Annotated in this window: 26 protein-coding genes; 9 read left to right on the top strand and 17 right to left on the bottom strand. The window is 69.7% G+C overall.

Annotated elements, in window-relative coordinates:
- Window positions 1-86: 86 nt before the first annotated feature.
- The 4 genes from BLQ49_RS13590 to holA all read left to right on the top strand — a co-directional run bounded on the left by BLQ49_RS13590 (window position 87) and on the right by holA (window position 5,130).
- A complete protein-coding gene (locus tag BLQ49_RS13590; RefSeq protein WP_091716435.1) occupies window positions 87-2,315 on the top strand; it encodes a TonB-dependent siderophore receptor in 2,229 nt (742 codons plus the stop codon).
- 117 nt (window positions 2,316-2,432) lie between these two features.
- Window positions 2,433-3,413: an AEC family transporter gene (locus BLQ49_RS13585; RefSeq protein WP_091716434.1), complete on the top strand. Its 981-nt coding sequence runs from the start codon at window positions 2,433-2,435 to the stop codon at window positions 3,411-3,413.
- Between the two features lie 133 nt (window positions 3,414-3,546).
- Window positions 3,547-4,092: an LPS assembly lipoprotein LptE gene (gene lptE, locus BLQ49_RS13580; protein WP_091716433.1), complete on the top strand. Its 546-nt coding sequence runs from the start codon at window positions 3,547-3,549 to the stop codon at window positions 4,090-4,092.
- A gap of 6 nt (window positions 4,093-4,098) precedes the next feature.
- On the top strand, window positions 4,099-5,130 hold the full coding sequence (gene holA / locus BLQ49_RS13575; protein ID WP_091716432.1) for a DNA polymerase III subunit delta: 1,032 nt from the start codon (window positions 4,099-4,101) through the stop codon (window positions 5,128-5,130).
- Window positions 5,131-5,264: 134 nt separating this feature from the next.
- Here holA and BLQ49_RS13570 read toward each other — a convergent pair whose 3' ends face one another.
- The 4 genes from BLQ49_RS13570 to mnmG form a co-directional block, all read right to left on the bottom strand.
- Window positions 5,265-6,158: a ParB/RepB/Spo0J family partition protein gene (locus BLQ49_RS13570; RefSeq protein WP_091716431.1), complete on the bottom strand. Its 894-nt coding sequence runs from the start codon at window positions 6,156-6,158 to the stop codon at window positions 5,265-5,267.
- 61 nt (window positions 6,159-6,219) lie between these two features.
- Entirely contained in the window at window positions 6,220-7,077 is an 858-nt protein-coding gene (locus BLQ49_RS13565) for a ParA family protein (RefSeq protein ID WP_091716430.1), read from the bottom strand.
- Entirely contained in the window at window positions 7,074-7,712 is a 639-nt protein-coding gene (gene rsmG, locus BLQ49_RS13560) for a 16S rRNA (guanine(527)-N(7))-methyltransferase RsmG (RefSeq protein WP_091716429.1), read from the bottom strand. The genes BLQ49_RS13565 and rsmG overlap by 4 nt, the downstream gene beginning before the upstream one ends.
- Window positions 7,713-7,941: 229 nt before the next feature.
- Entirely contained in the window at window positions 7,942-9,828 is a 1,887-nt protein-coding gene (gene mnmG / locus BLQ49_RS13550) for a tRNA uridine-5-carboxymethylaminomethyl(34) synthesis enzyme MnmG (RefSeq protein WP_091716427.1), read from the bottom strand.
- 389 nt (window positions 9,829-10,217) lie between these two features.
- Here mnmG and BLQ49_RS29685 point away from each other — a divergent pair, with 389 nt between their 5' ends.
- Window positions 10,218-10,367, top strand: a complete 150-nt coding sequence (locus BLQ49_RS29685; protein WP_167627704.1) for a hypothetical protein — start codon at window positions 10,218-10,220, stop codon at window positions 10,365-10,367.
- Window positions 10,368-10,514: 147 nt separating this feature from the next.
- Here BLQ49_RS29685 and BLQ49_RS13545 read toward each other — a convergent pair whose 3' ends face one another.
- Both BLQ49_RS13545 and BLQ49_RS13540 read right to left on the bottom strand, forming a co-directional pair.
- Window positions 10,515-10,736, bottom strand: coding sequence for a heavy-metal-associated domain-containing protein (locus BLQ49_RS13545; RefSeq protein ID WP_091716426.1), 222 nt, complete (start codon window positions 10,734-10,736; stop codon window positions 10,515-10,517).
- A 64-nt stretch (window positions 10,737-10,800) separates the two neighbouring features.
- Complete coding sequence (locus BLQ49_RS13540) at window positions 10,801-11,697, bottom strand: MipA/OmpV family protein (protein ID WP_244507577.1); 897 nt, start codon at window positions 11,695-11,697, stop codon at window positions 10,801-10,803.
- 284 nt (window positions 11,698-11,981) lie between these two features.
- Here BLQ49_RS13540 and BLQ49_RS13535 point away from each other — a divergent pair, with 284 nt between their 5' ends.
- Complete coding sequence (locus BLQ49_RS13535; protein ID WP_091716424.1) at window positions 11,982-13,436, top strand: EAL domain-containing protein; 1,455 nt, start codon at window positions 11,982-11,984, stop codon at window positions 13,434-13,436.
- Between the two features lie 19 nt (window positions 13,437-13,455).
- On the opposite strand, the gene BLQ49_RS13530 is transcribed toward BLQ49_RS13535, so the two are convergent.
- The 5 genes from BLQ49_RS13530 to bla all read right to left on the bottom strand — a co-directional run bounded on the left by BLQ49_RS13530 (window position 13,456) and on the right by bla (window position 17,752).
- Complete coding sequence (locus BLQ49_RS13530) at window positions 13,456-14,739, bottom strand: OprO/OprP family phosphate-selective porin (protein WP_091716423.1); 1,284 nt, start codon at window positions 14,737-14,739, stop codon at window positions 13,456-13,458.
- Window positions 14,740-14,998: 259 nt separating this feature from the next.
- Window positions 14,999-15,847 (bottom strand): pantoate--beta-alanine ligase, encoded by an 849-nt coding sequence (panC, locus tag BLQ49_RS13525; RefSeq protein WP_091716422.1) that lies wholly within the window; start codon window positions 15,845-15,847, stop codon window positions 14,999-15,001.
- Between the two features lie 94 nt (window positions 15,848-15,941).
- Window positions 15,942-16,292 (bottom strand): hypothetical protein, encoded by a 351-nt coding sequence (locus BLQ49_RS13520; RefSeq protein ID WP_244507576.1) that lies wholly within the window; start codon window positions 16,290-16,292, stop codon window positions 15,942-15,944.
- A gap of 70 nt (window positions 16,293-16,362) precedes the next feature.
- On the bottom strand, window positions 16,363-16,851 hold the full coding sequence (locus BLQ49_RS13515; RefSeq protein WP_091716421.1) for an aminoacyl-tRNA deacylase: 489 nt from the start codon (window positions 16,849-16,851) through the stop codon (window positions 16,363-16,365).
- Between the two features lie 19 nt (window positions 16,852-16,870).
- Window positions 16,871-17,752, bottom strand: a complete 882-nt coding sequence (bla, locus tag BLQ49_RS13510) for a class A beta-lactamase (protein ID WP_091716420.1) — start codon at window positions 17,750-17,752, stop codon at window positions 16,871-16,873.
- 142 nt (window positions 17,753-17,894) lie between these two features.
- Here bla and mnmE point away from each other — a divergent pair, with 142 nt between their 5' ends.
- On the top strand, window positions 17,895-19,220 hold the full coding sequence (mnmE, locus tag BLQ49_RS13505; RefSeq protein WP_091716419.1) for a tRNA uridine-5-carboxymethylaminomethyl(34) synthesis GTPase MnmE: 1,326 nt from the start codon (window positions 17,895-17,897) through the stop codon (window positions 19,218-19,220).
- A 7-nt stretch (window positions 19,221-19,227) separates the two neighbouring features.
- Here mnmE and BLQ49_RS13500 read toward each other — a convergent pair whose 3' ends face one another.
- Together BLQ49_RS13500 and BLQ49_RS13495 are read right to left on the bottom strand one after the other, a co-directional pair.
- The gene (locus BLQ49_RS13500) at window positions 19,228-19,713 is read right to left on the bottom strand and encodes a hypothetical protein (RefSeq protein ID WP_091716496.1); all 486 of its coding nucleotides are present in this window, start codon (window positions 19,711-19,713) and stop codon (window positions 19,228-19,230) included.
- 177 nt (window positions 19,714-19,890) lie between these two features.
- Entirely contained in the window at window positions 19,891-21,513 is a 1,623-nt protein-coding gene (locus BLQ49_RS13495) for an ABC-F family ATP-binding cassette domain-containing protein (RefSeq protein WP_091716418.1), read from the bottom strand.
- A gap of 184 nt (window positions 21,514-21,697) precedes the next feature.
- On the opposite strand from BLQ49_RS13495, the gene BLQ49_RS13490 reads away from it, so the two are divergent.
- Window positions 21,698-21,958 (top strand): hypothetical protein, encoded by a 261-nt coding sequence (locus BLQ49_RS13490; protein ID WP_091716495.1) that lies wholly within the window; start codon window positions 21,698-21,700, stop codon window positions 21,956-21,958.
- 37 nt (window positions 21,959-21,995) lie between these two features.
- Here BLQ49_RS13490 and BLQ49_RS13485 read toward each other — a convergent pair whose 3' ends face one another.
- The 4 genes from BLQ49_RS13485 to BLQ49_RS13470 form a co-directional block, all read right to left on the bottom strand.
- Window positions 21,996-22,394 (bottom strand): type II toxin-antitoxin system VapC family toxin, encoded by a 399-nt coding sequence (locus BLQ49_RS13485; RefSeq protein WP_091716417.1) that lies wholly within the window; start codon window positions 22,392-22,394, stop codon window positions 21,996-21,998.
- Window positions 22,391-22,657 carry an AbrB/MazE/SpoVT family DNA-binding domain-containing protein gene (locus BLQ49_RS13480; RefSeq protein WP_091716494.1) on the bottom strand — a complete coding sequence of 89 codons (267 nt, stop codon included), beginning with the start codon at window positions 22,655-22,657 and terminating at the stop codon, window positions 22,391-22,393. Before BLQ49_RS13480 ends, BLQ49_RS13485 begins: the two co-directional genes overlap by 4 nt.
- Before the next feature lie 152 nt (window positions 22,658-22,809).
- Window positions 22,810-23,721 (bottom strand): KPN_02809 family neutral zinc metallopeptidase, encoded by a 912-nt coding sequence (gene ypfJ, locus BLQ49_RS13475; protein ID WP_091716416.1) that lies wholly within the window; start codon window positions 23,719-23,721, stop codon window positions 22,810-22,812.
- A gap of 146 nt (window positions 23,722-23,867) precedes the next feature.
- Window positions 23,868-24,758 carry a uracil-DNA glycosylase gene (locus BLQ49_RS13470; protein WP_091716415.1) on the bottom strand — a complete coding sequence of 297 codons (891 nt, stop codon included), beginning with the start codon at window positions 24,756-24,758 and terminating at the stop codon, window positions 23,868-23,870.
- A gap of 237 nt (window positions 24,759-24,995) precedes the next feature.
- Here BLQ49_RS13470 and BLQ49_RS13465 point away from each other — a divergent pair, with 237 nt between their 5' ends.
- Entirely contained in the window at window positions 24,996-26,669 is a 1,674-nt protein-coding gene (locus tag BLQ49_RS13465; protein ID WP_091716414.1) for an electron transfer flavoprotein-ubiquinone oxidoreductase, read from the top strand.
- The last annotated feature ends 10 nt before the right edge of the window (window positions 26,670-26,679 follow it).

Genomic DNA, 26,679 nt, shown 5'->3' with positions numbered 1-26,679 from the left:
CAACACGTTTCTGGCTTGATCAACAAAGCGTGAAGATCCCATCGTGAGCTGGAGTGCTGACAGAAGGCACGACAACAGGGTTCTCGATGTTCATGCGTTCCGCCCCCCTTGGGCTGCTTCTCGCCTCCACAGCCCTCGCAAGCCCCGCTTTTGCCCAGAGCTCGAGCGTCCAGCTCAACGAGATCTCCGTGGAGGCCGTCGGCCCCCGCCCGGCCCTTCCGGGCGGCGCCGGCACCGGCGGCGCCAACGTTAGCGGCGGTGACGGCAACAGCGCAGCCACGAGCGGCGGTGGCGGTGGCCCCTCTGGCGTCACCGGCTACGTCGCTCGGATCAGCCCCACCGCCACCAAGACCAACACCCCGTTGATCGAGACCCCGCAATCCGTCTCGGTGGTCACCCGCGAGCAGCTCAACGATCGCAACGTACAGAGCCTCAACGAGGCGCTGGCCTACACGCCGGGCGTGTCGAGCAACGTGTTCGGCTTCGACCCGCGCGCCGATTCCTTCTACATCCGCGGCTTCGCCGAGACCTATGACGGCATCTTCCGTGACGGGCTGCGCCAGACCGGCGTCGGCTTCGCCGTGCCGCGGATCGAGCCCTACGGAGCTGAGGCGCTGACAATCCTGCGCGGCCCGGCCAGCGGCCTCTACGGCCTGGGCTCGCCCGGCGGCATCGTCGACGTGACCAGCAAGCGTCCGGTTTTCGCCCCGTTTGGCGAAGTCTGGTTCCAAGGCGGCAGCTTCGACCGCTATCAGGGCAATTTCGACATCGGCGGCCCGATCGAGGGTTCGGACGGCACGATGGCGTATCGGCTGACCGGCGTCGCGCGCCAGTCCGACACCTTCCTGCCCGGCCCCGGCGTCCGGGACGACCGGTTCACCATCGCGCCGGCCTTCACGTGGCGGCCCGCAGCCGACACCACCTTCACGCTGCTCACCGAATTTCAGGAATCGAACGTCCCGGGCAATGCGAGCTTCTACAACTTCCCGGGCTTCCGGGTGTCACGGATCTACTCGGGCGACGGCGCGCTCAACACGTACCGGACGGATCAGCACCGCATTGGTTATGCCTTCGAGCATGTGTTCTCGCCGGATCTGATCCTGCGGCAGAACTTCCGCTATTCCGGCGCGGACGCGAACTTCTCGTACACGCAGGTTGATTCGGTCACAGGGCTCAGCGCGCAGCGCTCCACCGGCCTGTTAAAGCAGTCCCTGACCTCGTTCGCGGTGGACACCCAGCTCGAAGGCCATGTCCGGACCGGCCCGGTCGCCCACACGCTGCTGGCCGGCATCGACTACTATCACTACGACTTCGACAGCATCGCCGGCTTCGGCGTGGCGCCGGACCTCGACCTGCTCACCCTCAACTACGGGCGCCAGCCGATCGCCCGCCCCAGCATCGATCGCTCGTCGCGTCAGGCGCAGGATCAGGTTGGGCTCTACATCCAGGAACAGGCGAAGTGGGGGCAGTTCGTGCTCACGCTGACCGGCCGGCAGGACTGGGTCGCCTCCGATACGGCGAGCAACACCCGGGGCGTGATCGCCGGCCCGCAGAGCCAGAACGACAGCGCCTTCACATACCGCGCCGGCCTCAATTACGAGCTGGCCCCCGGCCTCGTGCCCTACGCGAGCTACGCCACGACCTTCACCCCGCAGGTCGGCGTCAATACGGTTACGGGCCGCCCCTACAGGGCCGCGACCGGCGATCAGATCGAGGCCGGCGTGAAATACCTGATCCCGGGCACGAACATCAGCGCCGCCATTGCAGGCTTCGACATCAACCAGACCAGCATCCTGCGTCAGGATCCCACGAACTTCGCCAACCAAGTGGCGACCGGCGCGGTGAATTCCCGCGGCTTCGAGATGGAGGCGACGGCGAATTTCGCGCCCGGCACCAACCTGACGGTTGCCTACACCCACCTGGATTTCCGCTTCGTCCGGCAGACTTCGGCCGTCACCGGCGCGGCCATCGACGGCAACCGGCTGTCGGGTATCCCGGGTGACACGTTCGCGTCCTTCCTGACCTACCTGTTCCCACCCTCCTCCGCGTTGCGCGGATTGACGATCGGCGGCGGCATCCGGTTCAATGCCAACAGCTTCGCCGATGACGAGAACACGGTGCGCAATCCCACCGTCACGCTGTTCGACGCGCTGGTGGCCTACGATTTTGCTGCGATCGATCCGAAGTACAAAGGTTTTCGCGCGCAGATCAATGCGTTCAACATCTTTGACCGGGACTACTACAACTGCCAAGCCGGCTACTGCTACCGCGGCGCCCCCGCGACCGTCATCGGCAGCTTGATCTACCGCTGGTAGCGGTCTCGCGGGCAGGGGGGCGGGAACACCGGCATGGCAGGTCCCCGCCCCCGGCACTGGAGATCGGCGGGCAATCCGTCCTAAGGCCGGAGCCTCGTCCTCCGGTCCGGACCCGCCATGCTGTCGACCCTCCTGGTCGTGCTGCCGATCTTCGCGCTCGTCTTCGCCGGGTGGCTCGCCCGGCGGATCGGCGTGCTCGGCGCCGCCGCCACCACGGAGCTCAACCGGTTCGTGGTCTTCCTGGCCCTGCCGGCGCTGCTGTTCGACGTCACCGCCCATGCCCACTGGGCCGCCCTCTGGAAGCCCGGCTTCATCGGCGCCTTCGGGCTGAGCAGTCTCGCGGTGTTCACGTTCACTGTCCTGATCCAGCGCGGGGCAGGGCGCCCCCTGGCGGATGCCGCCCTCGACGGCCTCAATGCGGGCTACGCCAATGTCGGCTTCATGGGCTTCCCCCTGGCGCTCGTCGCCTTCGGGCCGGAGGCGCTCGCTCCCACCACGGTGGCGGTGATCCTCACGGTCTGCGCCGTGTTCGCGGTGGCGATCGTGCTGATCGAGATCGGGCTGCGCCGGGCGGATCCGGCGAGCGGGCCGGGGGACTTGAATGCGGGTCGGTGTGTGCCGATCTGGCTTGCGGTGGGCCGCTCCCTGGTGCGCAACCCGTTGCTGGTCGCCCCGGCGCTCGGCGCCCTGGTGCCGAGCCTCGGCCTCGCCGTGCCGGCGCCCGTGGAGACGTTCCTGAAACTCCTCGGGGGCGCGGCCTCGCCCTGCGCCCTGGTAGCGCTCGGCCTGTTCCTCGCCCAGAAGCGCCGGAACCGGGGCGGGCCGGGGAGGGACGGGCACGCGCGGGTTGCAGGCTTACTGGTCGGGCTGAAGCTCGCCGCCCACCCGCTGCTCGCCTACGGGCTCGGCCGGTACGTGTTCGATCTCCCACCCCTCCTGCTCCACACCGCCGTGCTGATGGCGGCGCTGCCCACCGGCACCGGGCCGTTCATGCTGGCGGAGTTCTACCGGCGTGAGGCGGACCTGACCGCCACCGTGGTGCTGGTCTCCACCGTGCTGGCCGTGATCACCGTTTCCGGCTACTTGGCGACACTCTGAAACCAGACGACCACGCTCTCGCCGCATGGGGTGCGTAACAGAGGAATCGTAACACTTGGCCTTTAGCCTCGTGGCGCGGCACGCGGTGTCCGCGCTAGAACGATCCGGCGAAGCGGGGCGGAACGACAGCGTGATGGTGGGTACGGGCGTATCGGTTGCGGGGCGGATCGCACGCCTCGCCTGTGTGGTCGGGCTCAGCGTGAGCCTGTCGGCCTGTTTCCGCCCGCTCTACGGGCCGACCGCCTCGGGCGAATCGGTTCCGGCGCTGCTGGCCTCCGTGCAGGTGGACGACGTCGCGATGGCACAGGGCCAGGAGCGGCTCGGCCACTACCTGCGCAGCGAGCTGGTGTTCGACCTCGACGGCTCGGGCCAGCCCGCGACCAAGCGCTACCGGCTGAAGCTCTCGGGCTCCGAGATCGTGCAGACCCCGATCGTGTCCTCGACCACCGGCCGCGCCGAGGCCGGCACCCTGGTGGCCAACATCAAGTACAGCCTGGAGGATATGTCGGGCACCAAGGTCTACACCGAGGGTGTGGCGACCTCGACCGCGACCTACGATCGCTCGGTCCAGCGCTTCGCCAGCCAGCGGGCGGCGCGTGACGCCGAGATCCGGCTCGCCAGCGTGCTGTCCGACCAGATCAAGAGCCGGCTGGCCGCCGTGCTGTCGACGAAGCCGTAAGCCGACGTGGTTGCCGTCAAGGCCGGTGAGATCGAGGGGCTGATCCGGCGCGGGCCCGACCCGCGCATCCCGGTGATCCTGGTCTACGGGCCCGATACCGGCCTCGTGACCGAGCGCGCGCGCAAGCTCGCCGAAGATTTCGTCACCGACCCGTCGGACCCCTTCGCGCTGGTGCGGATCGACGGCGACGCGCTCGCCTCCGATCCGGGCCGGCTCTGCGACGAGGCCGGCACGATGGGCCTGTTCGGTGGCCGCCGGTCGATCTGGGTTCGCCCCGGGACCCGCAACTACGCGCCGGCCGTCGAGGCCGTGCTGGGCGCGTCGGTGGCCGATGCTCGCATCGTCGTGGAGGGCGGCGATCTCGCCAAGAACAATCCCCTGCGTACCCTGTGCGAGCGTTCACCCAAGGCGCTGGCGATTCCCTGCTACGCCGACGACGAGCGGACCCTTGCCGACCTGATCGACCGGACCCTGCAGGAGCGTGGCCTGCGGATCGACCGGGCCGCCCGGGAGGTGCTGGCGCGCAGCCTCGGTGGCGACCGCCGGGCGAGCCTGATGGAGATCGAGAAGCTCGCCCTTTACGCCGCGGGGGAGGGCACCGTGACGCTCGACCATGTGGAGGCCATCACCAGCGACGTGGCGGCGAGCGTGCTCAACACCCTGATCGACGCCGCCTTCGACGGGCGCCGGGAGGCCGTGGAGCGCGATTACCGGCGGTTCCGGCATGAGGGCCTGGACCCTGGCGTGGTGCTGGGCTCGGCCCTGCGGCACGCCCTGACGCTGCTGACGACCCGGCTGGACAACCCTGAGAAGACGCCCGCCATGATGGTGGCGACGTGGCGGGGCCTGCATTTCAAGCGCAAGGCCAGCCTGGAGGGGCAACTCGGCACCTGGGCACCCGGCACCCTACGTCAGGCTGCGGTGGCCCTACAGGCCGCCGTCCTGGCCTGCCGGCGGGCCGAGCCGGAGCTGGCGCATGCCCTGGCCTCCGCGGCGCTGCTGCGGGTCGCGGAAGCCGGGGCGCGCCGGCGGCGGTAGGATGCGGGTTTCAAAAGGCCAAGGCCTTTTGCGGGTTCAAGGCAGAGCCCTGATGGGTTCGGGCGAAGCCCGATGTCGGGGCTCTGCCCCAACACCCCGCCAAAGGGCTCGCCCTTCGGGAACCCCGCGTCCGCTCAGCCGTCCGACACCTTGAACCGGTTCAGCAGACCCTGCAGCTCGTCCTGGGTCTCGTAACGGATCCGGATCTCGCCCGAGGTCTCGTCCTTCGGCCGGTACGTCACCTCGACGCCCAGCGCCCGGCGGATCCGCAGTTCCAAGTCGCGCACCGGTGCCGAGCGCTCGGCCGAGAGGCGCGGGCGGCCGGGGCGGGGGGTCTCGGACGGCTCGGCCTCGGCCGAGGCCAGAGCCTCCACCTGCCGGACCGACAAGCCCTCGGCCACGACCCGGCGAGCCAGACCTTCCGGATCCTTCACCGACAGCAGGGCGCGGGCATGACCGGCGGTCAACTCGCCCGCCGACACGCGGTCCTGCACGGCGGGCGGCAGGTTGAGCAGGCGCAGGGTGTTGGCGAGATGGCTGCGGCTCTTGCCCAGAATCTCCGCCAGATCCCGCTGGGTATACGAGAAGTCCTGCATCAGGCGCTCGTAGCCCGAAGCCTCCTCGATCGGGTTCAGGTCGCTGCGCTGGACGTTCTCCAGGATGGCGAATTCCAGCGAGGCGCGGTCGTCGATCTCGACCACCACCACCGGCACCTCGTCGAGCCCGGCCCGCTGGGCCGCCCGCCAGCGCCGCTCGCCGGCCACGATCTCGAACGTGCCCGGCACGTCGCCGATCGGGCGCACCACGATCGGCTGGATCAGGCCGCGCTGGGTGATCGAGGTCGCCAGTTCCGCGAGTTCGACCTCGCCGAAGCTGCGCCGTGGGTTGCGCGGGTTGGGCCGCAGGAACTCGATGGCGACCTTGCGCTGCCCCTCGACCTTCTCGGGCGTCGGCGCGGCATCGCCGAAATCGCCGATCAGCGCGGCGAGACCGCGCCCCAGCCGGGGTCTTGCCCCCTCCTCCGCCATGCTTGCCACCCGTCTCACACTCCACACACACCCCTGAGTCCCAGGGGCTCTTCACGCGCCGTCAGGCGGCCGCCGGGACCCGGCCCTCGCGCTGGATCACCTCCGAGGCGAGGCGCAGATAGGCCTGACTGCCGGCACATTTCAGGTCGTACAGCAGGGCAGGCTTGCCGTGCGAGGGCGCCTCCGAGATCCGCACGTTGCGCGGGATCACGGTCTCGTAAACCTTGTCGCCCATGAAGCCGCGCACATCCGCCACCACCTGGGCGGAGAGGTTGTTGCGAGGATCGAACATCGTCAGCACGATGCCCTGGATCGTCAATTTCGGATTGAGGGCGCCGCGCACCTGCTCGACGGTCCGCAGCAATTGGCTGAGGCCCTCAAGGGCGAAGAACTCACATTGCAGCGGCACCAGCACGGCGTCGGCCGCCGCCAGGGCGTTGATGGTCAGGAGGTTCAGCGAGGGCGGGCAGTCGATCAGCACGTAGCTGATCCGGCTCAGGCTCGGCGCCTGGGTCAGGCTCTTCAGCGTGCCGCGCAACCGGTGCGCCCGATCGGGCAGGGTGGCGAGTTCCAGCTCCAGCCCGAGGAGATCCATGGTGGAGGGCGCGATCGACAGCCGCGGCACCGCTGTGGGGATCACCGCCTGGGCGAGCGACGCCTCGCCGGCCATCACCTCGTAGGTCGAGACCCGCCGGTTCGCCCGGTCGATCCCTAAGCCCGTCGAGGCGTTGCCCTGGGGGTCGAGGTCGATCACCAGCACGTCCTCGCCGATCGCCGCCAGCGCGGTGCCGAGGTTGATCGCCGTCGTGGTCTTGCCGACGCCGCCCTTCTGGTTGGCCAGCGCCAGGACACGCAGGGGGCGACGCACGGAAGACTCCATGGACCGGTCGGCGGGCTCGCCGAGGATGGCTTCGCTCATCGATGACTCGGGGCGGCGAGGGCGGTGACGCGCACGATCCGGGCGTCGGAATCGGTCCGGCTCGGCACGAGGTCGTTAACGACTGTCCACTGCGCAGCAGCCTGGGTCAATTCGGCATGCGCATCCCGGCCCTTCGGAAACAGTCCGGTGGTACCCGTTTTCAACAATGGCTGCGTCCACGTGAGGAGTTGCGTCAGGGGCGCGAGGGCGCGGGCGCAGACGATTTCGGTGGTTCCGACATATTCGTCGATCACCGTCTCGATCCGCGCGTTGCGCACCCGGGCCGGGGCGCCGGTGAGCCGGGCCGTCTCGGTGAGGAAGGCGCATTTGCGCGCGTTGCTCTCGACGAGATCGACCCGGATACCCCGCTCCGCCCCCGCGATGGCGAGGATCAACCCGGGGATGCCGGCGCCGGAGCCGAGATCGAGCCAGCGCTTCGCCCCAGGGGCGAGGTCGAGCAGCTGGAGCGCATCGTCGATGTGCCGGCTCCAGACCTCCGCCAGGGTGGCGGGGCCGACGAGGTTCTTGATCGGCTGCCAGCGGCGGAGCTGGGCGACGTAGAGGTCGAGGCGCTCGGCTGTTTCACGTGAAACACCGGAGGTGGCGAGGACCCGCGCGCGGTCAGAGTCGGTCATGGGCAGCTCGGAGATCCGGCGGGACAAATCGCCATGGTCCATCCAGCCCACGACCTCATCCTGAGGTGCCGCGCAGCGGCCTCGAAGGAGGGCTCCAGGGGTAGCACGGCCGGCTGGAGGGCTCCTTCGAGGTCTCCGCTGCGCTCCGGCACCTCAGGATGAGGGTGAGGGTGGGATGACGTGTGATCGACCCGAACTTCTTCGCGATCCCACGACCCGCTCCGCCCCATCACCGACTCACCGCCGCGACGCGGTCCCCGCGCCGGGCATGGGCGGCCAGCAGCGTCAGGGCCGCGGGCGTCACGCCCTCGATCCGGGCCGCCTGCCCCAGCGTGCCGGGGCGGATGGTCTCGAGCTTGGTGCGCATCTCGTTCGAGAGGCCGCTGATCGCCGCGTAGTCCAGGCTGGCCGGAAGCCGCACCGCCTCGTCCCGGCGGAAGGCCGCGATGTCGGCGTTCTGTCGGTCGAGATAAACCGCGTAGGTCGCATCGGTCTTCAGACGATCGGCGACCTGAGCCGGTACGGCGGCGAGGTCCGGCCAGATCACCGCCAAATCACGCCATGCGATTTCCGGATAGGCCAGCAGCTGGAAGGCCGTCCGCCGGATGCCGTCATGGTTCAGGCTGATCCCATGGCCGGCGGCCTGGCTCGGCGTCAGCGCGAGCGTGTCCAGTTGGGTACGGGCCGCGTCGAGCGCCTGCTGGGAGGCCGCGAAATGGGCCGCGCGCCCCGCGCCGACGCAGCCCAGATTGATGCCCCGCGGGGTCAGACGCGCATCGGCGTTGTCGACCCGCAGGGACAGGCGATACTCGGAGCGCGAGGTGAACATCCGGTAGGGCTCGCTGACTCCATGGGTCACGAGGTCATCGATCATCACGCCGAGATAGGATTCGGCCCGGTCGAAGGTCGTGATCTCACGGCCGCCCGCCCGGCGCGCGGCGTTCAGGCCGGCCACCAGCCCCTGCCCGGCCGCCTCCTCGTAGCCGGTGGTGCCGTTGATCTGCCCGGCCAGGAACAGGCCCGGACACCGCTTCACCTGAAGGCCGGTATCGAGCTCCCGGGGATCGACGTAATCGTACTCGATGGCGTAGCCCGGCCGCAGGATCTCGACCCGCTCCAGGCCCGGGATCAGCCGCACGAGCTCGTGCTGCACCGCCTCCGGCAGGGCCGTCGAGATGCCGTTCGGGTAGATCGTCGGATCGTCCAGCCCCTCGGGCTCCAGAAAGATCTGGTGGCCCTCCCGGTCGCCGAAGCGCACCACCTTGTCCTCGATCGACGGGCAGTAGCGCGGCCCCCGGCTGGCAATGCCGCCGGAATACATCGGCGAGCGGTGCAGGTTGGCGCGGATCAGGTCGTGGACCGCCTGCGTCGTCCGGGTGATGCCGCAACGGATCTGCGGGTTGGTGATGCGCTCGGTGAGCGTCGAGAACGGCACCGGATCGGCATCGGCGTCCTGCATCTCCAGGCCCGACCAGTCGATGGTCCGGCCGTCGAGGCGTGGGGGCGTTCCGGTCTTCAGGCGCCCGAGGCGCAGGCCGAGGCGGTCGAGGGTCTGGGCCAGCCCGACGGCCGGCGCCTCGCCGACCCGGCCGGCCGGGATCTGGCGCTCGCCGATATGGATCAGGCCGCGCAGGAAGGTGCCGGTGGTCAGCACCACCGCGCTGCAGGCGAGGCTGCGCCCGTCCGCCAGGACGAGGCCCTGGATCCGACCCTCCGCATCCAAGACCAGATCCTCGCAGGCCCCCGCCACCACGGTCAGGCCCGGCGTGTCGGCGATGGCCGCCTGCATGGCGGCGGCGTAGAGCTTCCGGTCGGCCTGGGTCCGGGGCCCGCGCACGGCCGGGCCCTTCCGGCGGTTGAGCAGGCGAAACTGGATGCCGGCCGCATCAGCGACCCGGCCCATCAGACCATCCAGGGCATCGACCTCGCGGACGAGATGGCCCTTGCCGAGCCCGCCGATGGCGGGGTTGCACGACATCGCGCCGATCGTGGTGGGATCGTGCGTCACCAGGGCGGTGCGGGCCCCGCAGCGCGCCGCGGCCGCAGCCGCCTCGACGCCGGCATGGCCGCCGCCGACGACCGCGACGTCGAACCGGTCGGGGGAGGGGAGGGGCATCGGGTCTCGAACAGGATCTGCGGGATTGTCGCCGGGTCGGATCCCTGAGGGATGATGCGGGCCGGGCGCGTTGCCTGCCGGTCTAAAGGCCGCCGGGCGGAGCGGTCAACGGGGCGCCCCGGCGCGGACCATTGCGGGTCAGCGGCTGAGCGTGCCACGCCGCGCGCTGAATACAGTATTATCCTCGTGCACAGCGCTCGAGCAAAATAGACGACGCTGCTTTACTTTTCATCAAACAATGAAGACTGGAGGAATCGTCTTGCCAGCGGATTCCACCCGTGCAAATCTGTCCCGTCCCCGATTCCTGGCCGGGCGCCCGTGTCCGGCAGGCACCCGGGAGACCTCGCTTCGCAGCGTCGCCCTGGCGACGCGCGGTGGGGGAGACAACGATGTCCTCGCTCACGATCGGCCTGGGAGCCGCCTGTTGCGCGGCCGGCGCCGCGGCCCATTTCCTCGACACGACCCATCGCAAGGAGGGCCTGTTCGGCCTTGCGGCCTTCGCCCTGCTGCTGACCGGGATGTACCTGACCCGCTCGTAGCGCCTGGCCGTCCCAGGATCCCGGGTTTCCAAAGGGCCCTGCCCTTTGGCGGGTGCTCAGCGCGGAGCCCTGAGACCTCCGGTCCTGAGCCATTCACCGGGGCTCTGCCCTGGACCCGCGAAAGGTCTCGCCCTTTCGAAACCCTGCTCAGCCCGTCATAGCCGTGGCGGTGTAGCCAGCCTTGGTGAGGGCGTCGGCGATCGCCAGCGCCTGGGCGTCGGTGCGGATCGCCACCTGCCCCGCGGGCCGGTCCACCTGAACCTCGGCCCCGGGGTCGAGGCGTTTGACCGTGCGGGTCACCGCGGCGGCGCAGCCGTCGCAGGTCATACCTTCGACCCGCATCAGCAGATCGGCGCGCGTCGCATCCATGTCGGCCTCCGTGAACTGGATCGCCGGGATGTCGGGGCTCGATCCGGTCCGCGCAAGCGGCAGCTCAGAACAGCGCCGGCATCCGGAACGCGTAGTCGATCCGCAGGCCGAACTGGTACTGGTTCGGATTGCCGAAGGGCCGGCGCACCAGCGGGCTGTCGCCGGAAGCGCCCAGGATGCGGGTATAGCCGGCATAGGCCGTGTACGCCCAGGTCTCGCTCTGCGTGTAGGTGACGCCGCCGAGCACACCGGCCGAGTAGAAGCTCGCCGGATCGTACGGGGTGACGCGGCCGTTGAGCGCGGCCTCCTGGGGCGAGACGCCGAAATACTTCCGGGCGTAGCTGGCATCGCCGATGTTGAAGCGCGGCCCGATGGAGAACAGGAACTTGTCCGCCGGGATCAGGTAGTCGGCCGCCACCGAGCCCACCATGCCGTGATGCCCGTAGACCCCCTGCCGGGCCTCAACGCGGGTGCGGATGAAGGAGACGGGGTAGAATTCCGCGAACACGCCGGGCTCGACCGCGAAGCGCGCGTCGCGCAAGCCGAACAGGTGGCGCCGGTCGTCGCCGTAATAGCGCCCCGGCACGAACCGCGCGGTCGGGCCAATGCGGAACGTGTCGCTGTCGTAGAGGGCCAAGCTGAAGCCGTCATCCGGCGTCGAGAAGCGGCGCGGCTCGCCGACCCGGCGGATATCGATCGAGGGGTAGCCCACCGCCGTGTAGTCGCTGGCCCCGGGATAGCGCGGGATCGCCTGGATCGAGCCACCCAGGGTGACGATCCAAGTGTTGGGATCGACCATGGCGAAGGTCGGCGTCTGTCGTGGAAGGTCAGCGGCGAGATCGGCGGCCCGGGCGACGGTCATGCCAAGATCGGCAACGAACAGACCGGTGCCCAGGGTGGTGCCCAAGATGGCGCCCGAGATGGCGCGGAGGCGGGGATTACGCGGGCGGACGGACTTCATGGCAACGCTTATGGCGCCTTTTGTTTTCGCGCGCATTTGCGGTGCGTGCAACGCACCCCGGATCGCGGCGTAATCGTGCGGGCCGTGACGATTCAGCAACGTTCCAGCGGGCGCAGGCGTCACACCGCCCGGAATTAACAGGCCGCCGGCGCGACAACACCGACCGACGGCCTTGCCGCGCCGGCCCGGCCGGGCCAATGATCCCTCGATTCGGTTCGCGCCCGGCGGGGCTTCGCCCGGGACTTCCCGGGGTCCGGCGCGCGAGCCTGGTAGGTGTTCAGACGATGGTCCCGGTCCTCGGCCGGTACGCGGGGCTGTTGACGGTCGCCCTCCTCGGGCTCGTCGTGTTCGGGCCGCTCGCCGTGTTCCTGCCGCTCTGGAGTGCGCTGACGCTCGGTGCCGCCGCGGCGGCAGGCTCCGGCCTCGCCCTGTCGCGCATCGCGGCCCTGAAGGCCCGCTGCGAGAAACTGTCGGGCGAGGTCGATCTGCTGTCCCGCCGCCTGCTCAAGGTCGAGACCGGTGCCGCCCAGCCGCGGCCGGAGACCGGCGAGCCCGCGCTCCGCGCCCAGATCGAGGAACTCACCGTCGAATTCGGGCTCCTTTCCGGCATCGTGCGCGACCTGACCAACGTGGTGAGCACGCAGGATGCCGAGATCGCGGGCCTCAAGGCCCGGCCCGAGCCGGCTCCCGCCCCCCCGGCGGCCATCCCGGCGCTGGTCGCAGCGGCACCCGTGGCGGCTCCTGTCCCGACAGCAGCAGCACCGCTCTCCGACTGGACCCAAGCCGCACCGCCGCCGCGCTCGCCCTTGCCGCCCGCGGCGGCAGCGGTTCCGCCCCGGCCCATTCCCCCGCAACCGGTCTCAGTCCGACCGATCCCGCCGCCCCGGCCCGCGCAGGATCCGGAGCGCGAGGCCGATATCATCCGCGCCTTCGAAGGGGACGGGCTGGAGATCCACCTTCAGCCGGTCGTCAGCCTGCCCCAGCGCAAGGTCGTGGCCTACGAGGCCCTGGCCCGGCTGCGGATCGAGGGTCGGGACCCCGCGGCCGCGGCCGAACCGGATGCGTTCCTGCCGGTGCTGGAGCGCCAGGGCCGCACCACCGAGCTCGACCGCCGCATGCTGCAGCGGGCCGCCGTCGTGGTACGCCATCTCGCCCGCCGCGGCAGCGACACCCTACTGACCTACGGCCTGTCGCCGCTGTCGCTGTTCGAGCCCAGCTTGCTGCGGGACCTCGGCCGCATGGTGGTGGAGGATCCGGCCCTGGCCGGGCTGGTGATCGCCCTGCCGCAGGCGAGCTGGCGGAGCCTCGACGCCGGCCAGCGCGGCCTCCTGGCGCCGATGCGTGGCCGGATCGGGTTTAGCCTCGACCGTCCGGACGACCTGCGTTTCGATCCGCTGGAACTCGCCGCGCTCGGCATCGGTCAGGTCAAGGTGCCGGCCGAGATGCTGCTGCGGCCGGAGGAGGCCAGTCGCAGCCTGTCCGACATCGCGGTCGAGGACACGGCCGCAGCCCTGGCGCGGGCTGGGATCCGCCTCGTCGCCACGGGGATCAGTGACGAGGCCGATATCCCCGACCTGATCGACCTCGACGTGGCCTTCGCCCAGGGCGCCGCCTTCGCGGCGCCGCGCCCGGTGCGGGCCGAGGTCCTGACCGCCCTGCCGCCCGAGGCGCCCCCGCCCCCCACGGAGCCCGGCCCCGAGCGCCGTTCCTTCCGCTCGGTCCTGCGCCGGGCGGTCTGAGCGTCCGCACCGCCCGAGCTCACCAGTAGATCTGCAGGCGCCCGATGATGGTGTCGACCGAGAACGGCGCGGTACCGTAGGTCTCGGACTGCGCGTCCCCGGGCCGCACGCGTCCGTGGACGTAGTTGGCGATCAGGCGGAGATTGGGTTCGGGATACCAGCTCAGACCGAGCGTCACGTCCTGCTCCAGGCCGCCGCGGAAGCCGCGGGTGTCCAGATCGATGGCACTGTAGCGCGCCGCCAGCTCGAACACGCCGGTCCCGCCCCGCGAGACCCGCTGGCCCTCCGCCACGGCGACGCCCTTGAAGGTCGCGTAAGTGGTGCCCCCCTGGGGGGCGCGTGTGTAGCCGCGGCCCTCCCCGTTCAGCACCCAGGCGGCCTCCACGTAGCCGCCCTGGAAGCCCAGGACCGAGGTGGCCATCCCGGGGCCGGCGAAGGGCTGAAGCGCCGCCCGGATATACTCGGCCTGAAGCAGGAACGGCCCCCGACGATAGGCGAATTCGGCCCCGAGCCGGGTGACCCGTGCGGCGTCGGGGAGGTCGCCGGTATCGACCAGCTGACGCTCGAACAGGGCCGAGCCCGCCGGAGCCGAGAAGCTGAAGGCGCCGTCGCTGCGGGAGCGGCGCCGGTCGATCACCGCCAGCCCGAGATGCAGGGTCTCGCGCTCCTCCAGGATCGGCGCGACCGTGGCGCGGCCGCCCACCGCCACCCCGTCCCCGGCAATGCCGTTGCTGGCGGCGTTGGCGAACACGCCGGCCACCGCGGTCCAGGCCTGCCCGTTCCGCCCGACCGCAACACCGAACCGGCGCTCCGGCACCAGGGCGTTGGCCCCCGAACGCTCGACGAACAGCGTGTCGTTGTTGCTCTGCAGCCATTCGAGGCTGAGCGGCACCTTCATGTTGCCCAGCGTCACGATCGTGTCCGGCAGCCCCTTCCAGGCCACGAACGCGTCGTTGATCGGCAGCACGGGATCGCTGAAATCGTACTGGAAGGCGATCAGCCAGTCCCGGCCGATCGTGAGCGTCGGCTCGATCCAGGAGCGGCGCACCGCGACGTGATCGGGGAAGGCCTCGGGCAGGCCGGGCCGGCTGAAGAGCGCGCCGCCGGCATCGATATGGAGCCGGCCACCGATCTGGAGGCTCACATCCGGCTCGGGAAAGGTGAGGCTCAGGCCCTTTTCGTCGTAGCGCAGGCGCTCGCCATAGGGTCCCGCCATGCCCTCAAAAGCGTCGCCCGCGCGGGCCGGCGCGATGCAGGCGAGGGTGGCGGCCAGAAAGGTGGGGGCCGGGCGGGCTCTGATCACGTCGCAAGCAGAGAGCAGGTCGGTGCCACGCCGCCAACATCACAGGGTTAGATCGCGCATGAAATCCCCCGCGGGTGGCTTGGCCGCCACGGCGGCTGCAATACCGACCGGCGGGACCAGCCTCAGGGCTGGATGTCGGCCCCCGGCGCCCTCTGACCTGGCCGCGTCCCGCCGGCCGAAGACGGCTGTTTCATCGCCGAGGAACCCGGGAGGCGCTGCGGTTGGGGAAGGGTGGCATGCCCCGGCGGAGCGGGTCCGCTCAGACCGCCAGATTGTCGATGAGCCGTGTCCGCCCCAGGAAGGCCGCAGCGAGGACCCGGGCCGGGCCATCCACCCGCTCGACCGGTGCCAGGGTTCGGGCATCGCAGACCGTGAGATACTGGACCCGGAAACCCGCCACCTCCAGGGCGGCACGCCCGGCTGCGATCCGGCCGGCGACGCCGGTGCCATTGCGTGAGGCGGCGGCGATGTCGGACAGAACCGCGTGGAGCTTCGGGGCGACCGCGCGCTCCTCGGGCGACAGGTAGCGGTTGCGCGACGACAGGGCGAGGCCGTCGGGTTCGCGCAGGGTTGGGACGCCACGGATCTCGACCGGAATGTCGAGGTCGGACACCGCCTGCTGGATCACCCGGAGCTGCTGGAAATCCTTCTCGCCGAACAGGGCGACGTCGGGGCAGACTTGGTTCAGGAGCTTGGTCACCACCGTGGCGACCCCGGCGAAGTGGCCGGGCCGGAACGGGCCGCACAGCCCCTCGGACAGGCCCGCCACCTCGATCCGCGTGGCGAAGCCGGGCGGGTACATGGTCTCGACCGAAGGCGTCCAGGCGGCGGCGGCACCCGCCTCCCGCAACAGGGCGAGGTCCGCCTCGAGGTCCCGCGGATACCGGGCGAAATCCTCGTTGGGGCCGAACTGGGTCGGGTTCACGAAGATGCTCGCCACCGCGCGCTGTCCGATCCGCCGGGCCTCCGCGATCAGGGCCAGGTGCCCCGCATGCAGCGCCCCCATGGTCGGCACGAGCACGACGCGCTCGCCTGCCGCCCGCCACGTGGTCACGCAATGGCGCAGGGCGGCGCGGTCGCTGAAGCGCTGAAGGACCGAATCGGGCACGGGACGGGCTCCGGGCAACGGGATCGCCCGTCTAGAACATGATGCGGGGGAGGGGAATCCGATCGGCGGTCCTGTGCCCCTCCGTACCCTCGGCTCAGGGGCAGTAGGGCAGCAGCGAGCGGCCGTAGGGATCGTCGATCCCGAGGGGTGGCGTGAACCCGTAATAGCTCGGATGCGACAGGCCGTATTCGGAGCCGACATAGCTCGGATCGTCCGGTGCGTTCGTGGGAACGGGCGCCCGCCGCGGCGTGCAGCCGACCGGAACGGCCCGGGTCCGGAGCGCATAGACCGGGGGACGGTCGATACCGTCGCTGCGCGGGAAGAAGCGCAGGCGGGTGCTGGTTCCCGGCGCATAGGCACCGCGGACATCGAGATCCGCCGCCATGCAGGAACCGCCGAGCCAGAGGGCGAATCCGAGCGCCATCAGCCCCGTGCGCTCGCCCATCCGATGCCGCCCCATCTCAACTGTCGGCGCGACCGTGGCCGAACAGGGTAAACGCTCGCTTACCCATGCTTCACGTGAGCGGGACCACCAGGGCCTTCAGCAGCGAGGTGAGGTCCCCCTCGGTCAGGCGGATCTGCAGACCCCGGCCGCCGCCGTTGACGTGGATCTCGGCCTCCGGATCCCCGAGGGAGCCAGCATCGACCGCCGTGGGGAAGGGCCGCTTCTGGCCCAGGGGGCTGATGCCACCGACATGATAGCCGGTCAGCCGCTCGGCATCGGCGGGCTTGAGCATCGCCGCCGCCTTTCCCGAGAAGGCGGCCGCGACCCGCTTCATCGAGACCTCCCGGTCCGAGGCCACCAGCAGGCAGACCGGGCGCCCGTCGACCGACGCCATCAGGGTCTTCAGCACGCGGCCGGGCGGGACACCCAGCGCCTCCGCGGCCTGGAGGCCGATGCGTTGGGCCTCCGGATCATAGTCGTAGGCGTGGAGGCTGTAGCGGAGGCCGGCCCGGTCGAGGATTTGGGTCGCCCGGGTTGTCTTTGGGGCAGTCTTGGCCATGGCTTGCGGTCGGAGTCTCCTACGCGGCGCTCACGCGCGTGGCGATAAGCCGGCCGATCTCGGCATGGGCCGCCTCGACCGTCGCCATGGGCGCCGTCGAGCCCGTGATGTACACGGCCGCCGTCACCGGTGCATGCCCCGGCGGCCGCAGGATCGCCACGTCGTTGATCGAGCCGTTGGTGCCGGTGCCGGTCTTGTCGCCCATCGTCCAATCCTTCGGCAAGCCGGCGCGGAGGCGCTTCAGGCCGGTCTGGCTCCCGACCATCCAGCCCTCCAGCCGGTCGCGCGAGGCGGGGGACAGCACCGTCCCGAGCAGGATCCGGCCGAGGCTTGCACGCATCGCCTCCGGCGTGGTGGTGTCGCGCGGATCGCCCGGAATCGCGCTGTTCAGGGTCGGCTCGTCGCGGTCGAGGCGGGTGACAGGGTCCCCGGTCCCCCGCAGCCATTCGGTCAGCCCCTCCGGTCCGTCGAGGCGCGTGAGGAGCAGGTTGACCGCGGTGTTGTCGCTCCACACAATCGCGGCCGCACAGAGATCGCCGACCGACATCCGCCCTGTGCCGCCCTGAGCCTCCAGGGCCTTCCGGGTCACCGGTGCGTAGCTCAGCAGGTCACCGGGGTGGTACGACAGGGTCCGGTCGAGGCTCTCGGACCCGGTCTCGACCCGCGCCAGGGTCGCGGCTACGGCCAGGACCTTGAAGGTGCTGCACATCGGGAAGCGCTCGTCCGCCCGGTAGCCGACCAGGATGCGCTCCGCTGATCCGGCCGCGACGCCGACCCGGCCACCGATTCGTCGCTCGATCGCCTCGAGCTCCGGCTCGGCCCCAGCCAGCGCGCGCCGCATCGGTGGGATCAGCGGTGCGGCGAGCATCAGGCGGCAGAGCGTGCGGCGCGTCCGATCCATCGGCTTCTCCTGCGGTTCGACGATCCGGATCCAACAGGATCGTGCGGTGCGGCGTCGGGATGGGTATAGGGTGGCCCCGCGTGTTTCACGTGAAACGCGTCAGGGCCCAAAGAATGGCAGAGCTTGTCCGAAGCTGCGAACCATGACCGAGACCGAGACCCTTTTCGCCCCGGCCAGCGGCTTCGGCCGGGCTGCCGTCGCGGTGGTCCGGATCAGCGGACCGGCCGCGCGGGATGTCCTGATCGCCCTGGGTGGGACCCTGCCGGCACCGCGCCGTCTGGCCCTGCGCAGGCTCCGGAACCCGGCCGACGGGACCGAGATCGACCGGGCACTGGTGGTCTGGCTCCCGGGCCCGGACACCTACAGCGGCGAGGACATGGCCGAGCTGCATCTGCATGGCGGGCCGGCCGTGCGGATGGGGGTGCTCACCGTCCTATCCCACATGCCCGGTTGCCGCGCCGCCGGGCCCGGCGCCTTCACCCGCCGGGCGGTGCTCAACGGCCGGATGGATCTCGCCGAGGCTGAGGCCGTCGCCGACCTGATCGACGCCGAGACCGAGGGCCAGCGGCGGCAGGCCCTACGCCAGCTCGACGGTGCCCTCAGCCGCCAGGTCGCGGCGTGGCGCGCGGAGGCGATCGACTGTCTGGCCGCCGCCGAGGCGGCCCTGGATTTCGCTGACGAGGGCGATGTGGACGATGTCGGGCTCGATACCGCCCTGTTCGCCCGGGCAGCCCGGCTGCGCGACCAGATCGCTGCCGCATTGCGCGACGGGCGGCGGGGTGAGCGGCTGCGGGACGGCTTCACGGTGGTTCTCGCCGGCGCGCCCAATGCCGGCAAATCGACCTTGCTGAACGCGTTGAGCCGGCGAGACGTCGCCATCGTATCGGAGATCCCTGGCACGACGCGGGACGCGATCGAGGTCCGGCTGGATCTCGGCGGCCTACCGGTGCTCCTCGTGGACACTGCCGGGCTGCGCGATACCCAGGAGCCCGTGGAGGCCGAAGGCATCCTGCGGAGCCGGGCACGGATCGACACGGCCGACCTCGTGCTGGCCCTGTTGCCCCCCGGCGGCGCGGCGCCCGATCTCGGTGACGGGGTCGATCAACCCCTGATCGTCCACACCAAAGCCGACTTATTAGCCGGCCATACAAATACTGAGCCGGGCAATGCGTTGCGAGTCTCGGCCCGAACCGGGCAGGGGCTCGATGCCCTCGTCGACGCCATCCAGACGCGTGCCGAGTCAGGTCTGGGACAGGGCGACGCGCTGATCACACGGGCCCGTCACAGGGCTGCCTTCTCGGCCTGTCTCGGGCATCTCGACCGATTGCTCGAAGCCGATGGCGGCCCGCCGGAACTCGCAGCCGAAGATCTCAGGCTTGCCGTCCGGGCCCTGGGCGAAGTGGCCGGCCATGTCGGCGTCGAGGACGTGCTCGACCGTTTGTTTGCCGGCTTCTGTATCGGAAAATAGCGGGCGTTCACGTCGCGTGCGGGATTCGCAGGACGCGCGGTCGCCAGATCCCGAGGGCGACATTCGCCGCCGAGACGAGGAGGAGAACCCACAAGGTCCCCCGCTCCCCGGGGAGCGAGACCGCCAATGTCGCGGGGTTGCCGAGGCCGGCCAGCACCTTCGCGCTCAGCTCGGCCTCCCGCTGCATCGGCCCCTGTACGTAGACCAAGCCGCCCTCGAACATCAGGACGCCGGTGGCGAGCTTCAGCCAGGCCCAGCCGGCGTTGAGGTAGGCCCGGTTCACCGCCATGGCCACCAGCCCGGACATCAGCGTCACGGCGAGCGACGGCAGGAAGACCCAGGTGGCGACGGCGCCCATCGCGCCGCGCGTCGCCGCGTAGCCGGGCAGGGCGGCTGGGTTCGGCGCGAGACTGAGCATGACCACCAGGGAGGCCAGCGCCCCCAGCAATCCGGCGGATCCCATCGTGTGGAGGAACTTGAGCAGGCGTCGCACGGCGTCTGGCACCCGGCCGTTTCGCGTGAGCCTAACCCGGGTGGTGTGCTGGCGTAAGCGGTGCAGCCGTCGCAGGGTGCCGTGACCCGTCTTTGCGAGCGGAGCGAAGCAATCCAGCGGGTCCCGAACCACCCAGGGCCGCGCTGCCCTGGGTCGCTGCGCGCGCGATGACGGCCCTCAGCTCCGCAGGCCCGGCGCCTCCTGGCCGGTGCGGGCCACGTACTCGGTGTAGCCGCCACCATACTGGTGGATGCCGTCCGGCGTCACCTCCAGCACCCGGTTGGAGAGCGCGGCCAGGAAGTGCCGGTCGTGCGAGACGAACAGCATCGTGCCCTCGTAATTGGAGAGCGCCGCGATCAGCATCTCCTTGGTGCCCATGTCGAGGTGGTTGGTCGGCTCGTCGAGCACCAGGAAGTTCGGCGGGTCATAGAGCATCAGCGCCATGACCAGCCGGGCCTTCTCGCCGCCGGACAGCACCCGGCAGCGCTTCTCGACATCGTCGCCCGAGAAGCCGAAGCAGCCGGCGAGCGCCCGCAGCGACCCCTGGCCGGCCTGCGGGAAGGCCTCTTCCAGGGTCTCGAACACGGTGCGGTCGCCGTCGAGCAGGTCCATGGCGTGCTGGGCGAAGTAGCCGAGCTTGACGCTGCCGCCGATCGTGACCGCGCCGTCATCCGGCTCCGTGGTGCCGGTCACGAGCTTCAGCAGCGTCGACTTGCCGGCGCCGTTGATACCCATCACGCACCAGCGCTCCCGGCGCCGCACCGAGAAATCGAGCCCCTCGTAGATCGTGCGGCTGCCGTAGCGCTTGTGCACCCCTTTGAGCATCACGACGTCGTCGCCCGAGCGCGGCGCCGGCTGAAACTCGAACGCCACCGATTGCCGCCGGCGGGGCGGTTCCACGCGCTCGATCTTGTCGAGCTTCTTCACCCGGCTCTGCACCTGGGCGGCGTGGGAGGCCCGGGCCTTGAAGCGCTCGATGAAGGCGATCTCCTTCGCCAGCATCGCCTGCTGGCGCTCGAACTGCGCCTGCTGCTGCGCCTCGTTGAGCTTCCGCTGGCCCTCGTAGAAGGCGTAATCACCCGAATAGGTGGTGAGCGCGCCGCCGTCGATCTCGATCACCTTGGTGACGATGCGGTTCATGAACTCGCGGTCGTGCGAGGTCATCAGCAGGGCGCCGTCATAGGCCTTGAGGAACGATTCGAGCCAGATCAGGCTCTCCAGGTCGAGGTGGTTGGACGGCTCGTCGAGGAGCATCACGTCCGGGCGCATCAGCAGGATGCGGGCGAGGGCGACGCGCATCTTCCAGCCGCCCGAGAGGGCGCCGACATCCCCGTCCATCATCGCCTGGCTGAAGCTCAGGCCGTCGAGCACTTCCCGGGCCCGGCCCTCCAGGGCGTAGCCGTCGAGCTCCTCGAACCGGGCCTGGACCTCGCCGTAGCGCTCGATCAACGCATCCATCTCGTCGGCCCGGTCCGGGTCGGCCAAAGCCGCGCCGAGCTCGGCGAGTTCGGCCGCCACCGCGCTCACAGGGCCGGCGCCGTCCATCACCTCGGTGACGACGCTGCGGCCGGACATCTCGCCGACATCCTGGCTGAAGTAGCCGATCGTGATGCCCCGGTCGGCCGAGACCTGCCCCTCGTCGGGCTGCTCCTGGCCGATGATCATCCGGAACAGGGTGGTCTTGCCGGCCCCGTTCGGGCCGACGAGTCCGACCTTCTCGCCCTTCTGCAAGGCGGCCGAGGCCTCGATGAAGACGAGCTGCCGCCCGTTCTGCTTGGTGATCTTGTCGAGGCGTATCATGGGGCAGGCTCTATCCGGCGGGCTCCCGGGCGCTTACGGCATTGGCCGCGGCGGCGCAAAGCCATGACGCCGCAGTGCGGGATAACGCTTGCGTCCCACGCAGACCTGGGCGCATGCCGGGACCCGAAACCAGGCTCGGCCGTTGCCCTACGCAACAGTTGCCATGGGCAACATGAGGAACGCGATGCTGTTCGGTTGGTGGAAGACAGGCCTGGACATGGCCATGCTGGGACTGGAAGCGCAGGGCGTGATCGCGCAGCGCCTCGCGATGTTCGCCCTCGGTGGACCCGCCGCCCAGGCGGAGGCACAGCTCATGGTGACCGAGAAGATGCTGGCCGCCGGCGAGGCCGCCCTGATGCTCGCCACAGGCGCCTCGAACGGCAAGGTGATCCGCAGCTACCGCCGGAAGGTTCAGGCCAACGCAAAGCGGCTGAGCCAAGCGTGACCCGCCCCGGTCGGGGGGGGGCCGGCCGGACGTGCGATTAGGCCAGGAGTCGGGCGGCTTCGCCCTGTTGCGACAGCAGCGCCACAGCCTTCTGATCGAAGGAGACGAAGGTCTCACCGCCCAGCCATCGGCCCTCATAGGCAATGACGCCATCGGCGAAGTCGCCGCCGGCCTCGAACAGCCTGAGGCCGGCTTCCACAGCGGGCCGGTTCATGGCGACGTTCCTCGCGTTGAGCAACGCGCGAATCGCAGCCGCCACATCCTCCGTCGTAAGCTTGGCGCCCCGCCGGAGGATCCAGACCAGCTCGCACAGACACGGCAGTGGAACCGCGATTGAGGCTGCGTCTCGGAGCAGGTTTCGCGCCGCGCGCGTTTGTGCAGGATCGTCGGCGAGAAGCGCACGCGCCAACACGTTGGTATCAATGGAGACGTTCATTCGTCGTCCCGCACGCCGGCCCAGCCCGCGGCGGTGATGTCGTTCATCGCCTCGATCGTCACCGGCTTGTCCAGCCTCACTTTGCCGTCAAGACTATGAAGAAAATCGTCGATAGAGCCGGCAGTCCGGGCCGCCCGTACGCGCAGCTCACCGCCCGGCAGTTTCTCGAAGTCGATTCGTTCCCCCGGCTTGATGCCGAGATGCTGCAGCAGATCACGCTTGAGCGTGATCTGTCCTTTCGCCGTCACCGCAAGGGACGCCATCACGACCTCCACGTGTCCGAAGCGGTGAAACAGGAATTGAAAAACCCATTCCCGTCAATGCGCGCAACGGAGCAATCCGGTGTCGCGCTGTCCCTGAGCCGTTTCGCTATGCTCGCAATGACTTGGTTGGCTCGTAAAGCCGTGAGCTGTCCTCAGTTCCCCGCCGTCCGGAACGTATCGCACGCCTTGGTCTGGCCGCTCTTGTAGCCGGCTGAGAACCAGCGCTGGCGCTGGGCCGAGGAACCGTGGGTGAAGGAATCCGGCACCACGTAGCCCTGCGAGCGCCGCTGCAGCGCGTCGTCACCGATCTGGGCGGCGGCGTTCAGGGCCTCGTCGATGTCGCCCTGGTCGAGTTCGGCGTATTTGTCGTTGGAATTCTTGGCCCAGACGCCCGCGAGACAATCGGCCATCAGTTCGATGCGCACCGAGAGGGCGTTCGCTTCGGTCTTGCTGGACGCCTGCTGCTGGCGGGCCTGGACCTTGCCGAGGATGCCGAGCACATCCTGCACGTGGTGGCCGACCTCGTGGGCGATCACGTAGGCGTAGGCGAAATCACCCTTCACGCCGAACTTCGAGGACATCTCCTTGAAGAAGCTCGTGTCGAGATAGACCTTCTTGTCGAGCGGGCAGTAGAACGGTCCCATCGCGGCTTGGGCTGAGCCGCAGCCCGAGCGGGTGCCGCCGGTGTAGAGCACCAGGGTCGTTGGGGTGTACTGCTTGCCGGTCTGCTGCGGCAGGATCTGGCTCCACACATCCTCGGTGTTGCCGAGGATCTTCGCGGCGAACCGGCCGCTCTCATCAGTCGGGGCCTGGCGGCGCTTGGCCTGCGTCTGCGGGTCGGTCTGCTCCTGCTGGCTGCGGCCGCCGCCGCCGATCTGCTGGGCGCCCCCGATCAGGATCGCCGGGTTGATACCCGTGAAATAGCTGATGATCAGCAGCACCACGATGGTGCCGATGCCGAGTCCGCCGGCGCCGCCGCCGGGAAAGCCCATGCCGCCACCACCGCCGCCCTCGCCCCGGCGATCCTCGACATTGTCGGAGCTGCGTAATTCGTCCCAGCGCATGGTGGGTCCCGCCATCGATGCTGCTGCGCCGGCCGCCCGTGGGCGGGACGCAAGGTGTCGTGCGTCGTCCTGTCCGGACGGCGGCGAACCGCCGACGGGAACGAAGCTCTAATGGCGGGAGGGGAGAGCCGGTTCCGCTTCCGCGGTCAAGCTTTCCCGTCGAGGAGGGCGCGCAGGGACCGGAAGTCCCGCCACGCCAGACGCTTCTGCACCGGCTGGCGCAGCAGGAAGGCCGGGTGGAGCGTGGCGAGGAGCTTCACCTCGCGACTCGGCAATTTGTACGGGAACAGCCGCCCACGGGTGCGCAGGATGCCGTCCTTGGAGCCGGTGAGCGTCTGGGTCGCGGGCGCGCCGAGGCAGACGATGATGTCGGGATCGACCAACTCGATCTGCCGCTCCACGAAGGGCCGGCACACCGCTACCTCCTGGGGGGTCGGGTTGCGGTTGCCCGGGGGCCGCCAGGGTACGATGTTGCCGATATAGGCGCTCGTCCGGTCGAGCCCGATCGCCTTCATCATCTTGTCGAGGAGCTGGCCCGAGCGGCCCATGAACGGCTTGCCGATCCGGTCCTCGTCGGCGCCCGGCGCCTCGCCGAGAAACATCACCCGCGCCTCGGGATTGCCGTCGGCGAAGACGAGGTTCTTGGCGGTGAAGCGCAGCGGGCAGGCGTCGAAATCCGCGAGAATCCGCTCCAGCTCGTCGAGGGTCTTGGCCTGTCGGGCCCGGGCGCGGGCGTCAGAGGCTGCCTCGTCGGGCTGAGCGCTGGCGGCCCGGCCGAAGGTCCGCGGCGCGGCGGCGGGCGGGGCCGAGCCGGGGGGCGGCACGAGGGTGTTGGCGACCGGAGTGACGGGCGATTCGGCGGCCCGGGGCGCCGACCGGCGCGGTGCCCGCAGGGTGGGCGCCGGCGTGTCGGCCTCGCTGAAGCGGTCGTGCGGGTGCTCGTCGAGGGCCGCGTCGGCACCGGCCTCCACGTGGAAGTCGAGATAGGCGATCAGGTCGGCTTGCGCGTCGGAGGGACTCGGCATGTGATCAGTCATGTGGGATCGCCGGGGCCTGTGGACAACTCTCGAAACCTCCTAGTCGGCCAAGGCCTTGCGTGACGGAACAGCGCGGCACGGCGCCCTGTCGTAACCCCTCCCTTGCGGCAAAGGGAACTTTGCCTTGAGCTTGAGCGTCGGCAACTTGCCTTTCTAGCTTGGAATCGCTTGAGACGGCATCAGCGTTGCCGGTCCGGCGAGAGATCGGGGCTGGAACAAAGAAAAGGAGAGGCGAGGATGGCGCTGCCCGAACGCGAGAGCATGGATTTCGACGTGGTCGTGGTGGGCGCCGGGCCGGCCGGCCTCGCCACCGCGATCCGCCTGAAGCAGCGCGCCGCCGAGATCGGCGAGGAAATTTCCGTCGTCGTCGTCGAGAAGGGCTCGGAGGTCGGCGCCCACATCCTGTCGGGGGCGGTGATCGATCCGATCGGCCTGGATCGCCTGCTGCCCGAGTGGCGCACAGACCCGGAGCGTCCGCTGAAGACCGAGGTTCAGCGCGACGAGTTCATGATGCTCACCAAGAACAGCGGCATCACCCTGCCGAACCTGTTCTTTCCCAAGCTCATGTCGAACCACGGCAATTTCGTCGGCTCGCTGTCCAACACCTGCAAGTATCTCGGTGCCCAGGCCGAGGCGCTCGGGGTCGAGATCTATCCGGGCTTCCCGGCCTCCGAGGTGCTGTTCGACGAGAACGGCGCCGTTGCGGGCATCGCCACGGGCGATCTCGGCATCGGCAAGTCGGGCGAGCCGCGCGACGACTACACCCGCGGCATGGAGTTGCGCGGCAAGTACACGGTGTTCGGCGAGGGCGCCCGGGGCAACCTGACCAAGGGGCTGATCCAGCGGTTCGAACTCAACCGGCACAGCGATCACTTCAAGTACGGGCTCGGCGTGAAGGAGCTGTGGCAGCTCGCCCCCGGCAAGTTCGAGCCCGGCCTCGTGCAGCACACGATGGGCTGGCCGCTGCCCAACAAGGCCGGCGGCGGCTCCTGGCTCTACCATTTCGACGACCACCTGCTCTCGGTCGGCTTCGTCACGCACCTGAACTACGAGAACCCGACCCTGTCGCCGTTCGAGGAATTCCAGCGCTTCAAGACCCACCCGATGATCGCCGAGACCTTCGAGGGTGCCAAGCGCATCGGCTACGGCGCGCGCGCCATCATGGAGGGCGGCTGGCAATCGGTGCCGAAGCTGGTCTTCCCCGGCGGCTGCCTCGTCGGCTGCTCGGCGGGCTTCGTGAACGTGCCGCGGATCAAGGGCTCGCACAACGCGATCCTGTCCGGCATGCAGGCGGCCGACGCCATCGCGGACGCCCTGAAGGCGGGCCGCGCGGGCGACGAGCTCACTGCCTACGAGGCCGGCTGGCGCGAGAGCCCCATCGGGCAGGACCTCAAGGCGGTGCGCAACGTCAAGCCGCTCTGGTCCAAGTACGGCACGCTGGTGGGCGTCGGCCTTGGCGGGATCGACATGTGGGCGACCTCGATCCTCGGCGCCTCGCCGTTCGGCACGCTCTCGCACGGCAAGCCGGACCACGCCTGCCTCAAGCCGCTCTCCGAGGTGACGCCGATCGTCTACCCGAAGCCCGACGGCAAGCTGACCTTCGACCGGCTCTCCTCGGTCTACCTGTCGAACACCAACCACGAAGAGGACCAGCCGCCCCACCTCAAGGTCCGCGATATGGAGCTGCAGAAGCGCTCCGAGCACGACGTCTACGGTGGGCCCTCGGGGCGCTACTGCCCGGCCGGCGTCTACGAATGGGTGGAGGATTCCTCCACCAGCGACGGGGTGCGCTACCAGATCAACGCGCAGAACTGCGTCCACTGCAAGACGTGCGATATCAAGGATCCCAACCAGAACATCGACTGGGTGACGCCGGAGGGGCCGGGCGGGCCGAACTACCCGAACATGTGAGGGGGCCCTC

It is taken from the genome of Methylobacterium phyllostachyos (assembly GCF_900103445.1).
Taxonomy (GTDB): domain Bacteria; phylum Pseudomonadota; class Alphaproteobacteria; order Rhizobiales; family Beijerinckiaceae; genus Methylobacterium; species Methylobacterium phyllostachyos.
Note: the sequence above shows the minus strand (reverse complement) of the source record. Positions and strands in the feature narration are given on the sequence as shown.

Bases quoted from the DNA above. Each gene is read 5' to 3' on its own strand.
- mnmE (WP_091716419.1), top strand. From the start codon at position 17,895: ATGACCGAGACCGAGACCCTTTTCGCCCCGGCCAGCGGCTTCGGCCGG.
- BLQ49_RS13470 (WP_091716415.1), bottom strand. From the start codon at position 24,758: ATGACTGATCACATGCCGAGTCCCTCCGACGCGCAAGCCGACCTGATC.
- ypfJ (WP_091716416.1), bottom strand. From the start codon at position 23,721: ATGCGCTGGGACGAATTACGCAGCTCCGACAATGTCGAGGATCGCCGG.
- lptE (WP_091716433.1), top strand. From the start codon at position 3,547: ATGGTGGGTACGGGCGTATCGGTTGCGGGGCGGATCGCACGCCTCGCC.
- BLQ49_RS13590 (WP_091716435.1), top strand. From the start codon at position 87: ATGTTCATGCGTTCCGCCCCCCTTGGGCTGCTTCTCGCCTCCACAGCC.
- BLQ49_RS13585 (WP_091716434.1), top strand. From the start codon at position 2,433: ATGCTGTCGACCCTCCTGGTCGTGCTGCCGATCTTCGCGCTCGTCTTC.
- BLQ49_RS13540 (WP_244507577.1), bottom strand. From the start codon at position 11,697: ATGAAGTCCGTCCGCCCGCGTAATCCCCGCCTCCGCGCCATCTCGGGC.
- BLQ49_RS13495 (WP_091716418.1), bottom strand. From the start codon at position 21,513: ATGATACGCCTCGACAAGATCACCAAGCAGAACGGGCGGCAGCTCGTC.
- BLQ49_RS13485 (WP_091716417.1), bottom strand. From the start codon at position 22,394: ATGAACGTCTCCATTGATACCAACGTGTTGGCGCGTGCGCTTCTCGCC.
- bla (WP_091716420.1), bottom strand. From the start codon at position 17,752: ATGGATCGGACGCGCCGCACGCTCTGCCGCCTGATGCTCGCCGCACCG.
- BLQ49_RS13545 (WP_091716426.1), bottom strand. From the start codon at position 10,736: ATGGATGCGACGCGCGCCGATCTGCTGATGCGGGTCGAAGGTATGACC.
- BLQ49_RS13570 (WP_091716431.1), bottom strand. From the start codon at position 6,158: ATGGCGGAGGAGGGGGCAAGACCCCGGCTGGGGCGCGGTCTCGCCGCG.
- BLQ49_RS13515 (WP_091716421.1), bottom strand. From the start codon at position 16,851: ATGGCCAAGACTGCCCCAAAGACAACCCGGGCGACCCAAATCCTCGAC.
- BLQ49_RS29685 (WP_167627704.1), top strand. From the start codon at position 10,218: ATGTCCTCGCTCACGATCGGCCTGGGAGCCGCCTGTTGCGCGGCCGGC.
- mnmG (WP_091716427.1), bottom strand. From the start codon at position 9,828: ATGCCCCTCCCCTCCCCCGACCGGTTCGACGTCGCGGTCGTCGGCGGC.
- BLQ49_RS13490 (WP_091716495.1), top strand. From the start codon at position 21,698: ATGCTGTTCGGTTGGTGGAAGACAGGCCTGGACATGGCCATGCTGGGA.
- BLQ49_RS13480 (WP_091716494.1), bottom strand. From the start codon at position 22,657: ATGGCGTCCCTTGCGGTGACGGCGAAAGGACAGATCACGCTCAAGCGT.
- BLQ49_RS13465 (WP_091716414.1), top strand. From the start codon at position 24,996: ATGGCGCTGCCCGAACGCGAGAGCATGGATTTCGACGTGGTCGTGGTG.
- BLQ49_RS13535 (WP_091716424.1), top strand. From the start codon at position 11,982: ATGGTCCCGGTCCTCGGCCGGTACGCGGGGCTGTTGACGGTCGCCCTC.
- rsmG (WP_091716429.1), bottom strand. From the start codon at position 7,712: ATGACCGACTCTGACCGCGCGCGGGTCCTCGCCACCTCCGGTGTTTCA.
- BLQ49_RS13520 (WP_244507576.1), bottom strand. From the start codon at position 16,292: ATGGGCGAGCGCACGGGGCTGATGGCGCTCGGATTCGCCCTCTGGCTC.
- BLQ49_RS13565 (WP_091716430.1), bottom strand. From the start codon at position 7,077: ATGAGCGAAGCCATCCTCGGCGAGCCCGCCGACCGGTCCATGGAGTCT.